Source organism: Bacillus sp. AR2-1, from assembly GCF_008368755.1.
Taxonomy (GTDB): Bacteria; Bacillota; Bacilli; order Bacillales; family Bacillaceae_G; genus Bacillus_A; species Bacillus_A wiedmannii.
Genome location: NZ_QORY01000024.1, coordinates 29,970 through 42,508 on the forward strand (window position 1 = coordinate 29,970; position 12,539 = coordinate 42,508).

22 protein-coding genes are annotated in these 12,539 nt (G+C 41.1%); all 22 read left to right on the forward strand.

The window, feature by feature from the left end; translation table 11 throughout:
• Positions 1-23: 23 nt before the first annotated feature.
• The 22 genes from fusA (at position 24) to rpmD (ending at position 12,508) form a co-directional block, all read left to right on the forward strand.
• Complete coding sequence (gene fusA, locus DT250_RS25090) at positions 24-2,102, forward strand: elongation factor G (protein WP_000196381.1); 2,079 nt, start codon at positions 24-26, stop codon at positions 2,100-2,102.
• A gap of 117 nt (positions 2,103-2,219) precedes the next feature.
• A complete protein-coding gene (gene tuf, locus DT250_RS25095) occupies positions 2,220-3,407 on the forward strand; it encodes an elongation factor Tu (RefSeq protein ID WP_001029617.1) in 1,188 nt (395 codons plus the stop codon).
• Positions 3,408-3,804: 397 nt separating this feature from the next.
• Positions 3,805-4,113 (forward strand): 30S ribosomal protein S10, encoded by a 309-nt coding sequence (gene rpsJ / locus DT250_RS25100; protein ID WP_001040595.1) that lies wholly within the window; start codon positions 3,805-3,807, stop codon positions 4,111-4,113.
• A 34-nt stretch (positions 4,114-4,147) separates the two neighbouring features.
• Positions 4,148-4,780 carry a 50S ribosomal protein L3 gene (gene rplC / locus DT250_RS25105; RefSeq protein ID WP_000160209.1) on the forward strand — a complete coding sequence of 211 codons (633 nt, stop codon included), beginning with the start codon at positions 4,148-4,150 and terminating at the stop codon, positions 4,778-4,780.
• A gap of 25 nt (positions 4,781-4,805) precedes the next feature.
• Positions 4,806-5,429 (forward strand): 50S ribosomal protein L4, encoded by a 624-nt coding sequence (gene rplD / locus DT250_RS25110; protein ID WP_001127258.1) that lies wholly within the window; start codon positions 4,806-4,808, stop codon positions 5,427-5,429.
• Positions 5,429-5,719, forward strand: coding sequence for a 50S ribosomal protein L23 (rplW, locus tag DT250_RS25115; protein ID WP_001205558.1), 291 nt, complete (start codon positions 5,429-5,431; stop codon positions 5,717-5,719). The genes rplD and rplW overlap by 1 nt, the downstream gene beginning before the upstream one ends.
• 28 nt (positions 5,720-5,747) lie before the next feature.
• A complete protein-coding gene (gene rplB, locus DT250_RS25120) occupies positions 5,748-6,578 on the forward strand; it encodes a 50S ribosomal protein L2 (protein WP_000511583.1) in 831 nt (276 codons plus the stop codon).
• A gap of 60 nt (positions 6,579-6,638) precedes the next feature.
• A complete protein-coding gene (rpsS, locus tag DT250_RS25125; protein ID WP_000124454.1) occupies positions 6,639-6,917 on the forward strand; it encodes a 30S ribosomal protein S19 in 279 nt (92 codons plus the stop codon).
• 17 nt (positions 6,918-6,934) lie between these two features.
• Positions 6,935-7,276, forward strand: coding sequence for a 50S ribosomal protein L22 (gene rplV / locus DT250_RS25130; RefSeq protein WP_001148024.1), 342 nt, complete (start codon positions 6,935-6,937; stop codon positions 7,274-7,276).
• 3 nt (positions 7,277-7,279) lie between these two features.
• Positions 7,280-7,939 (forward strand): 30S ribosomal protein S3, encoded by a 660-nt coding sequence (gene rpsC, locus DT250_RS25135; protein WP_000529958.1) that lies wholly within the window; start codon positions 7,280-7,282, stop codon positions 7,937-7,939.
• Between the two features lies 1 nt (position 7,940).
• The gene (gene rplP / locus DT250_RS25140) at positions 7,941-8,375 is read left to right on the forward strand and encodes a 50S ribosomal protein L16 (RefSeq protein ID WP_000928969.1); all 435 of its coding nucleotides are present in this window, start codon (positions 7,941-7,943) and stop codon (positions 8,373-8,375) included.
• Positions 8,365-8,565 (forward strand): 50S ribosomal protein L29, encoded by a 201-nt coding sequence (gene rpmC / locus DT250_RS25145; RefSeq protein WP_000855718.1) that lies wholly within the window; start codon positions 8,365-8,367, stop codon positions 8,563-8,565. The genes rplP and rpmC overlap by 11 nt, the downstream gene beginning before the upstream one ends.
• 20 nt (positions 8,566-8,585) lie before the next feature.
• Positions 8,586-8,849, forward strand: coding sequence for a 30S ribosomal protein S17 (gene rpsQ / locus DT250_RS25150; protein WP_000004106.1), 264 nt, complete (start codon positions 8,586-8,588; stop codon positions 8,847-8,849).
• Positions 8,850-8,892: 43 nt separating this feature from the next.
• Complete coding sequence (rplN, locus tag DT250_RS25155) at positions 8,893-9,261, forward strand: 50S ribosomal protein L14 (RefSeq protein WP_000615912.1); 369 nt, start codon at positions 8,893-8,895, stop codon at positions 9,259-9,261.
• A gap of 38 nt (positions 9,262-9,299) precedes the next feature.
• Positions 9,300-9,611, forward strand: coding sequence for a 50S ribosomal protein L24 (gene rplX, locus DT250_RS25160; RefSeq protein ID WP_000558201.1), 312 nt, complete (start codon positions 9,300-9,302; stop codon positions 9,609-9,611).
• A 26-nt stretch (positions 9,612-9,637) separates the two neighbouring features.
• Complete coding sequence (rplE, locus tag DT250_RS25165) at positions 9,638-10,177, forward strand: 50S ribosomal protein L5 (RefSeq protein WP_001080829.1); 540 nt, start codon at positions 9,638-9,640, stop codon at positions 10,175-10,177.
• 33 nt (positions 10,178-10,210) lie between these two features.
• Entirely contained in the window at positions 10,211-10,396 is a 186-nt protein-coding gene (rpsN, locus tag DT250_RS25170) for a 30S ribosomal protein S14 (RefSeq protein ID WP_001085700.1), read from the forward strand.
• A gap of 29 nt (positions 10,397-10,425) precedes the next feature.
• Positions 10,426-10,824, forward strand: coding sequence for a 30S ribosomal protein S8 (gene rpsH, locus DT250_RS25175; RefSeq protein ID WP_000245511.1), 399 nt, complete (start codon positions 10,426-10,428; stop codon positions 10,822-10,824).
• Positions 10,825-10,856: 32 nt separating this feature from the next.
• Positions 10,857-11,396 (forward strand): 50S ribosomal protein L6, encoded by a 540-nt coding sequence (gene rplF / locus DT250_RS25180; protein ID WP_149213882.1) that lies wholly within the window; start codon positions 10,857-10,859, stop codon positions 11,394-11,396.
• Positions 11,397-11,427: 31 nt separating this feature from the next.
• Positions 11,428-11,790 carry a 50S ribosomal protein L18 gene (gene rplR, locus DT250_RS25185; RefSeq protein WP_000628818.1) on the forward strand — a complete coding sequence of 121 codons (363 nt, stop codon included), beginning with the start codon at positions 11,428-11,430 and terminating at the stop codon, positions 11,788-11,790.
• A gap of 21 nt (positions 11,791-11,811) precedes the next feature.
• Positions 11,812-12,312, forward strand: a complete 501-nt coding sequence (gene rpsE, locus DT250_RS25190) for a 30S ribosomal protein S5 (protein WP_000554646.1) — start codon at positions 11,812-11,814, stop codon at positions 12,310-12,312.
• 13 nt (positions 12,313-12,325) lie between these two features.
• On the forward strand, positions 12,326-12,508 hold the full coding sequence (gene rpmD / locus DT250_RS25195; RefSeq protein ID WP_001085232.1) for a 50S ribosomal protein L30: 183 nt from the start codon (positions 12,326-12,328) through the stop codon (positions 12,506-12,508).
• The last annotated feature ends 31 nt before the right edge of the window (positions 12,509-12,539 follow it).

The window sequence follows — 12,539 nt, forward strand, 5'->3', positions numbered from 1 at the left end:
ATATGGAAGGAGCAAGACACCAAATGACAAGAGAGTTCTCTTTAGAAAACACTCGTAATATTGGTATCATGGCTCACATCGATGCTGGTAAAACAACAGCAACTGAGCGTATTCTGTATTATACAGGACGTATTCATAAAATCGGTGAAACTCATGAAGGTGCATCTCAGATGGACTGGATGGAGCAAGAGCAAGAGCGTGGTATCACAATTACTTCTGCTGCAACTACAGCTCAATGGAAAGGTCACCGTGTAAACATCATTGACACTCCAGGACACGTAGACTTCACAGTAGAAGTAGAACGTTCTTTACGCGTACTTGATGGTGCGGTAGCAGTACTTGATGCACAATCTGGTGTAGAACCACAAACAGAAACTGTTTGGCGTCAGGCTACTACTTACGGTGTACCTCGTATCGTATTCGTTAACAAAATGGATAAGATTGGTGCGGATTTCTTATACTCTGTAGGAACAATCCACGATCGTTTACAAGCAAACGCACACCCAATTCAGTTACCAATCGGTGCTGAAGATGAGTTCAATGGTATCATTGACCTTGTTGAAGAATGTGCTTACATGTACGGTAACGATTTAGGAACAGACATCGAGCGTGTTGAAATTCCTGAAGAGCATAAAGAATTAGCTGCAGAATACCGTGGAAAACTTATTGAAGCGGTAGCTGAGCTTGATGAAGAAATGATGATGAAGTACCTAGAAGGTGAAGAAATCACTGTAGAAGAGCTTAAAGCTGGTATCCGTAAGGCTACAACTTCTGTAGAATTCTTCCCAGTAATCTGTGGTTCTGCATTCAAAAATAAAGGTGTTCAAATTCTGTTAGACGCAGTTATCGACTACCTACCATCTCCATTAGACGTACCAGCTATTAAAGGTACTCTTCCGGATACAGATGAAGAAATCGAACGTAAGTCTAGCGATGAAGAACCATTCGCAGCTTTAGCATTCAAAATCATGACTGACCCTTATGTTGGTAAGTTAACGTTCTTCCGTGTGTATTCTGGTGTGTTAAACTCTGGATCATACGTGAAAAACTCAACTAAAGGTAAGCGTGAGCGTGTAGGTCGTATCCTACAAATGCACGCTAACAGCCGTGAAGAGATTTCAACAGTTTACGCTGGTGATATCGCTGCTGCTGTAGGTTTAAAAGATACTACTACTGGTGATACTCTTTGTGATGAGAAGAGTCTTGTTATCCTTGAGTCTATGGAATTCCCAGAGCCAGTTATCTCTGTAGCTATCGAACCAAAATCTAAAGCTGACCAAGATAAAATGGGTACAGCATTATCTAAGCTTTCTGAAGAAGATCCAACATTCCGTGCTCACACTGACCAAGAAACTGGCCAAACAATCATCGCTGGTATGGGTGAACTTCACCTTGATATCATCGTTGACCGTATGCGCCGTGAATTCAAAGTGGAAGCAAACGTTGGTGCTCCTCAGGTAGCATACCGTGAGACTTTCCGCGCTGCTGCGAAAGTTGAAGGTAAGTTCGCTCGTCAATCTGGTGGTCGTGGACAATTCGGTCACGTTTGGATTGAGTTTGAACCTAATGAAGAAGGTAAAGGTTTTGAATTCCAAAACAAAATCGTCGGCGGTGTAGTTCCACGTGAATACATCCCAGCTGTTGGGGCGGGTCTTGAAGACTCACTTAAAAATGGTGTACTAGCTGGTTATCCACTAGTTGACATCAAAGCTGCGTTAGTTGACGGATCTTACCATGATGTCGATTCATCTGAGATGGCGTTCAAAATCGCTGCATCTATGGCACTTAAAGCTGCGGTTTCTAAATGTAGCCCAGTAATTCTTGAGCCAATGATGAAAGTTGAAGTTGTAATTCCTGAAGAGTACATGGGTGACATTATGGGCGACGTAACATCTCGTCGTGGACGTGTAGAAGGTATGGAAGCTCGCGGTAACGCACAAGTTGTTCGCGCTATGGTTCCACTTTCTGAAATGTTCGGTTATGCAACGGCATTACGTTCTAACACTCAAGGACGCGGAACATTCTCAATGACATTTGATCATTATGAAGAAGTACCGAAGTCTGTTTCTGAAGAAATTATTAAAAAAAATAAAGGTGAATAATTGATTTTTATCGATTGTTCAAGTATAACTACTTATGTAAGCTTAGAAAGTGGGACGTAAGTTTCACTTTCTAGTCTAAATATAAAATAACCTATATAAACTAAGGAGGAATTTAGAATGGCTAAAGCTAAATTCGAACGTTCTAAACCCCATGTTAACATCGGTACAATCGGCCACGTTGACCATGGTAAAACTACATTAACTGCTGCGATCACTACAGTTCTTGCAAAAGCTGGTGGTGCTGAAGCACGCGGATACGATCAAATCGACGCTGCTCCAGAAGAAAGAGAGCGCGGAATCACAATCTCAACTGCACACGTTGAGTACGAAACTGAAACTCGTCACTATGCACACGTTGACTGCCCAGGTCACGCTGACTATGTTAAAAACATGATCACTGGTGCTGCTCAAATGGACGGCGGTATCTTAGTAGTATCTGCTGCTGATGGCCCAATGCCTCAAACACGTGAGCACATCCTTCTTTCTCGTCAAGTAGGTGTTCCTTACATCGTTGTATTCTTAAACAAATGCGACATGGTAGACGACGAAGAATTATTAGAATTAGTAGAAATGGAAGTTCGCGACCTATTATCTGAATACGGATTCCCAGGCGACGATATTCCTGTAATCAAAGGTTCTGCTCTTAAAGCTCTTCAAGGAGAAGCTGATTGGGAAGCAAAAATCATTGAATTAATGACTGAAGTTGATGCTTACATCCCAACTCCAGAACGTGAAACTGACAAACCATTCTTAATGCCTATCGAGGATGTATTCTCTATCACAGGTCGTGGTACAGTTGCAACTGGTCGTGTAGAGCGCGGAATCGTTAAAGTTGGTGACGTAGTAGAAATCATCGGTCTTGCTGAAGAAAATGCTTCTACAACTGTAACTGGTGTAGAGATGTTCCGTAAACTTCTTGACCAAGCTCAAGCTGGAGACAACATCGGTGCTTTACTTCGTGGGGTTGCTCGTGAAGACATCCAACGTGGACAAGTTCTTGCTAAAACTGGCTCTGTAAAAGCTCACGCTAAATTCAAAGCTGAAGTTTTCGTATTATCTAAAGAAGAAGGTGGACGTCACACTCCATTCTTCGCTAACTACCGTCCTCAGTTCTACTTCCGTACAACTGACGTAACTGGTATCATCCAATTACCAGAAGGTACTGAAATGGTAATGCCTGGTGACAACATCGAAATGACTATCGAACTTATCGCTCCAATCGCTATCGAAGAGGGAACTAAATTCTCTATTCGTGAAGGTGGACGTACAGTAGGTTACGGTGTAGTTGCTACTATCGTTGAGTAATCTTAACTGATATAAAAAAACCAAGGGATTTTCCCTTGGTTTTTTGTTTGTATTTATATAAGGAATGAAATGATTTTTTTATGTTTTGACGAGTTTCTTCTATAGTAATACAAAATCAATAAACTAAAATCCAGAAACTGTAAAACGGATTCTGTGAGATGAAAACTTGAAATTCTTTAAAGTGCCATGTATAATAGCAAAAGTAGAGAAAAGCAGATGCAAACAAAAAGATGCTTGCATCTAGACGAATAACATTGTATAATAGACAATGTTGGTCTTTGACTGCGATGAAGTGGAAGGTTGCTGACACACCCGGCCGCTTTGCCATGGCATGGTGTGGGGAAATTTCCATGGAGAAGGTCTATTTTAGAAATAGGCGAACGAAGGAGGGAAAATAATGGCAAAAGAAAAAATTCGTATCCGTTTAAAAGCTTATGATCACCGTATTCTTGATCAATCAGCTGAGAAAATTGTAGAAACAGCTAAGCGTTCTGGGGCAACAGTTTCTGGTCCGATCCCATTACCAACTGAGAAGACTATTTACACAATTCTTCGTGCTGTTCATAAGTACAAAGATTCTCGTGAGCAATTCGAAATGCGCACACACAAACGTTTAATCGATATCGTGAGTCCTACTCCACAAACAGTAGATTCATTAATGCGTTTAGACTTACCGTCTGGTGTAGATATCGAAATCAAACTATAATTCATATAACTTAAAAATGTAGGAGGTGTAACTCATGACCAAAGGAATCTTAGGAAGAAAGATCGGTATGACTCAAGTATTTGCTGAGAACGGTGAGTTAATCCCAGTAACAGTTATCGCTGCTAATCCAAACGTTGTTCTTCAAAAGAAAACAACTGAAACTGATGGCTACAATGCAATCCAGTTAGGATTTGAAGATAAACGTGAAAAGTTAACTAACAAACCTGAACAAGGCCACACTGCTAAAGCATCTACAACTCCTAAGCGCTTCATTCGCGAAATCCGCGATGCAGACGTGGACGGATTAGAGGTTGGTCAAGAGGTAAAAGTTGAAGTTTTCGCTGCAGGTGAAATCGTTGACGTAACAGGAATTTCTAAAGGTAAAGGTTTCCAAGGTGTTATCAAACGCCACGGACAATCTCGCGGACCTATGTCTCATGGTTCTCGCTATCACCGTCGTCCAGGTTCAATGGGCCCAGTTGCTCCGAACCGTGTATTCAAAGGCAAAAAACTTGCTGGACGTATGGGTGGAGACCAAGTTACTATCCAAAACTTAGAAATCGTTCAAGTTGACACTGAGCGCAACTTATTACTAGTAAAAGGTAACGTTCCAGGTGCTAAGAAATCTCTTGTAGTTGTTCAAGGCGCTGTGAAGGTTAGCAAATAATTCACAATAGGAAGGAGGAATTCCAATGCCAAAAGTTACTGTATATAACCAAACTGGTTCACAGGTTGGTGAAATCGAATTAGCTGAAGCTATTTTCGGTATCGAACCAAATGAAGCTGTACTTTTCGAAGCTGTAATGATGCAACGTGCATCTTTACGTCAAGGTACACACAAAGTAAAAACTCGTTCTGAAGTTCGTGGTGGTGGTCGTAAACCATGGCGTCAAAAAGGAACTGGACGTGCTCGTCAAGGGTCTATCCGCTCTCCTCAATGGCGTGGTGGTGGTACGGTATTCGGACCTACACCAAGAAGCTATGCGTACAAACTTCCTAAGAAGGTTCGTCGTTTAGCAATCAAATCTGCATTAGCTACTAAAGTAGTTGAGAACAACATTGTAGTTCTTGAAGACCTAGTGTTAAATGCACCAAAAACAAAAGACATGCTAGCAGTACTTAAAGGATTAACTGTTGAGAAGAAAGCTCTTATCGTAACTGCTGATGCAAACGAATCTGTAGAGTTATCTGCTCGCAATATCCCTGGAGTAACAGTAATCACTGCTGATGGCGTAAACGTTTTAGACGTGCTTCATCATGATAAGCTAATCATGACAAAAGCGGCAGTGGAAAAAGTAGAGGAGGTGCTTGCATAATGAGAGATCCTCGTGATATCATTAAGCGCCCAGTTATCACTGAACGTTCTATGGAAATGATGGCTGAAAAAAAATACACGTTCGATGTGGACGTTAAATCTAATAAAACAGAAGTTAAAGATGCTCTTGAAGCGATCTTTGGTGTTAAAGTAGAAAAAGTGAACATCATGAACTACAAGCCGAAAGCAAAACGCGTTGGTCGTCACGCTGGTTTTACTAGCCGTCGTCGTAAAGCAATCGTTAAGCTAACTGCTGACAGCAAAGAAATCGAAATCTTCCAAGGTGTTTAATTCTTACTAAAGAAGGAGGGAAATTGAGATGGGAATTAAAAAGTATAATCCAACTACTAACGGTCGTCGTAATATGACTACGAATGATTTCGCTGAAATCACGACTGACAGACCAGAAAAGTCATTACTTGCTCCTTTAAGCAAGAAGGCTGGTCGTAATAACCAAGGTAAAATTACTGTACGTCATCAAGGTGGCGGACATAAGCGTCAATACCGTATCATCGACTTTAAGCGTAACAAAGATGGAATTCCAGGACGCGTTGCTACGATCGAATACGATCCAAACCGCTCTGCGAATATCGCATTAATTAACTACGTTGACGGTGAAAAACGTTACATTCTTGCTCCTAAATCTTTAGAAGTAGGTATGGAAGTTATGTCTGGCCCAGAAGCTGACATCAAAATCGGTAACGCATTACCATTAATCAACATTCCAGTAGGTACTGTTGTTCATAATATCGAGCTTAAGCCTGGTCGTGGCGGACAATTAGTTCGTTCTGCTGGTACTTCTGCTCAAGTACTTGGTAAAGAAGGTAAATACGTACTTGTACGTTTAACTTCTGGTGAAGTACGTCTTGTATTATCTGCTTGTCGCGCTTCAATCGGTCAAGTAGGTAACGAACAGCATGAACTTATCAAAATCGGTAAAGCAGGTCGCTCTCGCTGGTTAGGTAAACGCCCAACAGTTCGTGGTTCTGTAATGAACCCGGTTGATCACCCACACGGTGGTGGTGAAGGACGTTCTCCAATCGGACGTAAGTCTCCAATGTCTCCATGGGGTAAACCAACTCTTGGATTCAAGACTCGTAAGAAAAACAAAGCGTCTGACAAATTCATCGTTCGTCGTCGTAAAAAATAATGGGATTGTAGTACGGTTCATTTCTAGAACCGTACGCCAATCACGAAGGGAGGCACCAAAATGGCTCGTAGCTTAAAAAAAGGACCATTTGTCGATGATCACTTAATGAGCAAAATGGAAAAATTAGTTGCATCTGAGCAAAAACAAGTTGTTAAAACTTGGTCTCGCCGTTCAACAATCTTCCCTCAGTTCATCGGACACACAATCGCTGTATATGATGGTCGTAAACACGTACCTGTGTACATCACTGAGGATATGGTTGGCCATAAGTTAGGTGAATTCGCACCAACTCGTACGTATAAAGGTCACCTTGCTGACGATAAGAAAACTAGAAGATAATGAGAGGAGGCACTTCAATGCAAGCTAAAGCAGTAGCGAGAACAGTTCGTATTGCTCCTCGTAAAGTTCGTTTAGTAGTAGACTTAATCCGAGGTAAGCAAGTGGGTGAAGCGATTGCTATCCTTAACCACACACCAAAAACTGCTTCTCCAGTTGTAGAGAAAGTTTTAAAATCTGCAATCGCAAATGCAGAGCACAATTATGAGATGGATATTAACAACCTAGTTGTTGAAAAAGTTTTCGTTGACGAAGGTCCAACGTTGAAACGTTTCCGTCCACGTGCAATGGGTCGTGCAAGCCAAATTAACAAACGCACAAGCCACATTACAGTTGTGGTATCAGAAAAGAAGGAGGGATAATCGATGGGTCAAAAGGTTAATCCAATTGGTCTTCGTGTCGGCGTTATCCGTGACTGGGAATCTCGTTGGTTCGCAGAGAAAGATTATGCTACATTACTACATGAAGACATCAAAATCCGTGAGTACATTACTGTACGCTTAAAAGATTCTGCTGTTGCTAAAGTAGAAATCGAACGTGCAGCAAATCGTGTAAATGTTACAATTCACACTGCAAAACCTGGTATGGTAATTGGTAAAGGTGGTACTGAAGTTGAAGCACTTCGTAAAGCTCTTAACCAATTAACAGGCAAGCGTGTACACATCAACATTTTAGAAGTTAAGAGAGCTGATCTTAACGCTAAATTAGTAGGCGAAAACATCGCTCGTCAATTAGAAAACCGTGTATCATTCCGTCGTGCACAAAAGCAAGTTATTCAACGTGCTATGCGTGCAGGTGCTAAAGGTATTAAAACACAGGTTTCTGGTCGTCTTGGCGGAGCTGATATCGCTCGTGCAGAATCTTACAGTGAAGGAACTGTTCCACTTCATACACTTCGCGCTGATATTGACTATGCAGCAGTTGAAGCTGATACAACATACGGTAAATTAGGCGTAAAAGTATGGATCTACCGTGGAGAAGTCCTTCCTACAAAAAAGAAAGCTTCTGAGGAAGGAGGAAAATAATATGTTAATGCCAAAACGCGTAAAATATCGTAGAGAGCATCGTGGTAAAATGCGTGGTCGTGCAAAAGGTGGAACTGAAATTGCTTTCGGTGAATTCGGTTTACAAGCACAAGCTGCTTCATGGATTACAAACCGTCAAATCGAAGCTGCTCGTCGTGCAATGACTCGTTACATGAAACGTGGCGGTAAAGTATGGATTAAAATTTTCCCTTCTAAACCTTACACTGCAAAACCTCTAGAAGTACGTATGGGTTCCGGTAAAGGGGCACCAGAAGGCTGGGTAGCAGTAGTAAAACCTGGGAAAATTATGTTCGAAATCGCGGGTGTATCTGAAGAGGTAGCACGCGAAGCATTACGTCTTGCAGCTCACAAGTTACCTGTGAAATGTAAATTCGTAAAACGTGAAGAAAATGGTGGTGAATCTAATGAAAACTAATGATATTCGTGAATTAACCACTGCCGAAATCGAAACAAAAGTTAAAGCTTTAAAGGAAGAATTGTTCAATCTTCGCTTCCAACTTGCTACAGGACAATTAGAGAATCCAACTCGCATTCGTGAAGTGCGTAAAGCAATTGCTCGTATGAAAACTGTAGTTCGTGAAAGAGAGATCGGAATTAATCGATAAATTGAGGGGAGGTTTGCATAGTGAGCGAACGTAACCAACGCAAAGTTTATACTGGTCGTGTTGTGTCTGACAAAATGGACAAAACGATTACAGTTTTAGTTGAAACTTACAAAACTCATTCCTTGTACGGAAAACGTGTTAAGTATTCTAAGAAGTACAAAGCCCATGATGAGCAAAACCAAGCGAAACTTGGCGATATCGTTAAAATCATGGAAACTCGCCCGCTTTCTGCTACTAAGCGTTTCCGTTTAGTTGAAATCGTTGAAGAAGCGGTTATTATCTAAATAGACGAATCGGAATTTTTAGTCCGAAGGGAGGTTTCATAACATGATCCAACAAGAATCTCGTTTGAAAGTTGCTGACAACTCTGGTGCACGTGAACTTTTAACAATTAAAGTATTAGGCGGCTCTGGTCGTAAATATGCTAACATTGGTGACATTATCGTTGCTACGGTAAAACAAGCAACACCAGGTGGCGTTGTTAAAAAAGGTGACGTTGTTAAAGCAGTAGTGGTACGTACGAAGAGCGGAGCTCGTCGTCCGGACGGTTCTTATATCAAATTTGATGAAAACGCAGCGGTTATCATCAAAGACGATAAGAGCCCACGTGGTACTCGTATCTTCGGACCAGTAGCTCGTGAATTACGTGATAGCAACTTCATGAAGATCGTTTCTTTAGCTCCAGAAGTTCTATAATTTAAGGTATTGCCTTGCTAAGGAGGTGCAGAATTAAGATGCATGTAAAAAAAGGTGATAAAGTACAGGTAATCACTGGAAAAGACAAAGGAAAACAAGGCGTTATCCTTGTGGCTTTCCCAAAGCAAAACCGTGTTATCGTTGAGGGTGTTAACATCGTTAAAAAACACTCTAAGCCATCTCAATTAAATCCACAAGGTGGAATTATTACTAAAGAAGCACCTATTCACGTTTCTAACGTTATGGTTTTAGATCCGAAAACAGGTGAACCTACTCGCGTAGGCTTCAAAGTAGAAGATGGTAAAAAAGTTCGTATTGCAAAAAAATCTGGTGAATTATTAGATAAATAATTTTCTTAAGAAAGGAGGTCACTTCATTGAATCGCCTTAAAGAGAAGTTCCAAAAGGAAATTACTCCTGCTCTAGTGAGCAAGTTTAACTATAAATCTGTGATGGAAGTACCGAAAATCGAAAAGATCGTAATCAACACTGGTGTTGGTGACGCGGTATCTAACTCAAAAGCTTTAGACAATGCAGTAGAAGAATTAACACAAATCGCAGGTCAAAAACCTGTTGTAACTCGTGCTAAAAAATCAATCGCTGGTTTCCGTCTTCGTGAAGGTATGCCAATCGGTGCGAAAGTAACTTTACGCGGCGAGCAAATGTATGAGTTCTTCGACAAATTAGTATCAGTTTCTTTACCACGTGTACGTGATTTCCGTGGTGTTTCTAAGAAATCATTCGATGGTCGTGGGAACTACACATTAGGTGTTAAAGAGCAACTTATCTTCCCTGAGATCGATTATGATAAAGTAAGCAAAGTCCGCGGTATGGACATCGTAATCGTTACTACAGCGAAAACTGATGAAGAAGCTCGTGAACTTTTAACACAATTCGGTATGCCATTCCAAAAATAATGGAAACCAACGCTAAGTAGAGGAGGCGAAAACGTGGCTAAAAAATCTATGATAGCGAAACAAAAGCGTACTCCTAAGTTTAAAGTACAAGAGTATACACGTTGCGAACGCTGCGGTCGTCCGCATTCTGTATACCGCAAATTTAAGCTTTGCCGTATTTGTTTCCGTGAACTTGCATATAAAGGTCAAATTCCTGGTGTTAAAAAAGCTAGTTGGTAAAACCCACAAATGGGAAGGAGGTAAAACACATGGTGATGACAGATCCAATTGCAGACATGCTTACTCGCATCCGTAATGCGAACATGGTACGTCATGAGAAATTAGAGGTTCCTGCTTCTAAAATCAAAAAAGAGATCGCTGAACTTTTAAAACGTGAAGGTTTCATTCGTGATGTAGAATACATCGAGGATAACAAACAAGGTATCCTTCGTATTTTCCTGAAATATGGTGCAAACAATGAACGTGTAATCACTGGATTAAAACGTATCAGTAAACCTGGCTTACGCGTTTACGCTAAAGCTGATGAAGTACCACGTGTACTTAACGGATTAGGTATCGCTCTTGTTTCTACATCTAAGGGAGTAATGACAGACAAAGACGCTCGTCAATTACAAACTGGTGGAGAAGTAGTAGCATACGTTTGGTAATATATATTTAAAACGAACGGAGGTGTGACCACATGTCTCGTATTGGTAAAAAGATTCTTGAAATCCCTGCAGGTGTTACTATTACAATTGCAGAAGACAATACTGTAGCAGTAAAAGGCCCTAAAGGTGAATTAAGTCGTAAATTCAATGCTGATATGTCTATCAAAATTGAAGAAAATACACTAACAGTTGAGCGTCCATCTGAACAGAAGGAACACCGTGCATTACACGGTACAACTCGTGCTTTAATCGGAAACATGGTTGAAGGTGTAACTACAGGTTTCGCACGCGGACTTGAATTAGTCGGTGTTGGTTACCGTGCTCAAAAACAAGGAGATAAACTTGTATTAAGCGTAGGTTATTCTCATCCAGTAGAAATGACTCCGGAAGCAGGTCTTGAAGTTGAAGTACCTGTACCAACTAAAATCGTAATCAAAGGTATCGACAAGCAACGTGTTGGCGAATTTGCTGCTAACATCCGTGCTGTACGTGCTCCTGAGCCTTATAAAGGTAAAGGTATTCGTTACGAAGGCGAAGTTGTTCGTCGTAAAGAAGGTAAAACTGCTAAGTAAACCCGTTAGGTGAGAGAAAGGAGTGACAAGAATGATCACTAAAGCTGATAAAAATGCGACTCGTAAGAAAAGACATGCACGTGTACGTGCTAAACTTACTGGTACTGCAGAACGTCCACGTTTAAATGTGTTCCGTTCTAACCAACATATTTACGCTCAAGTTATTGATGATGTAAATGGTGTAACGTTAGTAAGTGCATCTACTCTTGATAAAGACCTTGCTCTTAACGGTACTAGCAATACTGAAGCTGCTACGAAAGTAGGAGAATCAGTTGCTAAGCGTGCTGTAGAGAAAGGCGTTAAAGAAGTAGTATTCGATCGCGGTGGTTACTTATACCATGGCCGTGTTAAAGCTCTAGCTGAGGCTGCTCGTGAGGCTGGATTACAATTTTAATGGTCAAAGGAGGGAAAATTGATGCATCGCATTGACCCAAGTAAATTAGAACTTGAAGAACGTGTAGTTACGATAAATCGTGTCGCGAAAGTTGTTAAGGGTGGTCGTCGTTTCCGCTTTGCTGCACTAGTTGTAGTTGGCGATAAAAACGGTCATGTTGGATTCGGTACTGGTAAAGCACAAGAGGTACCAGACGCAATCCGCAAAGCTATCGAAGACGCTAAGAAAAACTTAATCGCTGTACCATTAGTTGGTACAACAATTCCACACACAATCAACGGTCATTTTGGAGCTGGTGAAGTATTCTTAAAACCTGCTGCTGAAGGTACTGGTGTTATTGCTGGTGGACCTGTTCGTGCGGTACTTGAATTAGCTGGTGTACAAGATATTCTTTCGAAATCTCTTGGTTCTAACACACCAATCAACATGATTCGCGCTACTGTGAACGGATTAAGCGAACTTAAGCGCGCTGAAGATGTTGCAAAATTACGCGGTAAATCTGTAGAAGAGCTACTAGGTTAAGGAGGGAAAACAAATGGCGAAAAAGTTAGAAATTACCCTCACTCGTAGTGTAATTGGTCGTCCACAAGATCAACGTGCGACGGTAGAAGCTTTAGGTCTTAAAAAGTTGAATTCAACTGTAGTTAAGGAAGAAACTCCTGCTATTCTTGGTATGATCAACAAAGTTTCTCACCTTATAACTGTAACAGAAGCTTAAGGATAACTCATTAATATAAGGAGGTGCCTGG

Bases quoted from the DNA above. Each gene is read 5' to 3' on its own strand.
- fusA (WP_000196381.1), top strand. From the start codon at position 24: ATGACAAGAGAGTTCTCTTTAGAAAACACTCGTAATATTGGTATCATG.
- tuf (WP_001029617.1), top strand. From the start codon at position 2,220: ATGGCTAAAGCTAAATTCGAACGTTCTAAACCCCATGTTAACATCGGT.
- rpsJ (WP_001040595.1), top strand. From the start codon at position 3,805: ATGGCAAAAGAAAAAATTCGTATCCGTTTAAAAGCTTATGATCACCGT.
- rplC (WP_000160209.1), top strand. From the start codon at position 4,148: ATGACCAAAGGAATCTTAGGAAGAAAGATCGGTATGACTCAAGTATTT.
- rplD (WP_001127258.1), top strand. From the start codon at position 4,806: ATGCCAAAAGTTACTGTATATAACCAAACTGGTTCACAGGTTGGTGAA.
- rplW (WP_001205558.1), top strand. From the start codon at position 5,429: ATGAGAGATCCTCGTGATATCATTAAGCGCCCAGTTATCACTGAACGT.
- rplB (WP_000511583.1), top strand. From the start codon at position 5,748: ATGGGAATTAAAAAGTATAATCCAACTACTAACGGTCGTCGTAATATG.
- rpsS (WP_000124454.1), top strand. From the start codon at position 6,639: ATGGCTCGTAGCTTAAAAAAAGGACCATTTGTCGATGATCACTTAATG.
- rplV (WP_001148024.1), top strand. From the start codon at position 6,935: ATGCAAGCTAAAGCAGTAGCGAGAACAGTTCGTATTGCTCCTCGTAAA.
- rpsC (WP_000529958.1), top strand. From the start codon at position 7,280: ATGGGTCAAAAGGTTAATCCAATTGGTCTTCGTGTCGGCGTTATCCGT.
- rplP (WP_000928969.1), top strand. From the start codon at position 7,941: ATGTTAATGCCAAAACGCGTAAAATATCGTAGAGAGCATCGTGGTAAA.
- rpmC (WP_000855718.1), top strand. From the start codon at position 8,365: ATGAAAACTAATGATATTCGTGAATTAACCACTGCCGAAATCGAAACA.
- rplN (WP_000615912.1), top strand. From the start codon at position 8,893: ATGATCCAACAAGAATCTCGTTTGAAAGTTGCTGACAACTCTGGTGCA.
- rplX (WP_000558201.1), top strand. From the start codon at position 9,300: ATGCATGTAAAAAAAGGTGATAAAGTACAGGTAATCACTGGAAAAGAC.
- rpsH (WP_000245511.1), top strand. From the start codon at position 10,426: ATGGTGATGACAGATCCAATTGCAGACATGCTTACTCGCATCCGTAAT.
- rplF (WP_149213882.1), top strand. From the start codon at position 10,857: ATGTCTCGTATTGGTAAAAAGATTCTTGAAATCCCTGCAGGTGTTACT.
- rplR (WP_000628818.1), top strand. From the start codon at position 11,428: ATGATCACTAAAGCTGATAAAAATGCGACTCGTAAGAAAAGACATGCA.
- rpsE (WP_000554646.1), top strand. From the start codon at position 11,812: ATGCATCGCATTGACCCAAGTAAATTAGAACTTGAAGAACGTGTAGTT.
- rpmD (WP_001085232.1), top strand. From the start codon at position 12,326: ATGGCGAAAAAGTTAGAAATTACCCTCACTCGTAGTGTAATTGGTCGT.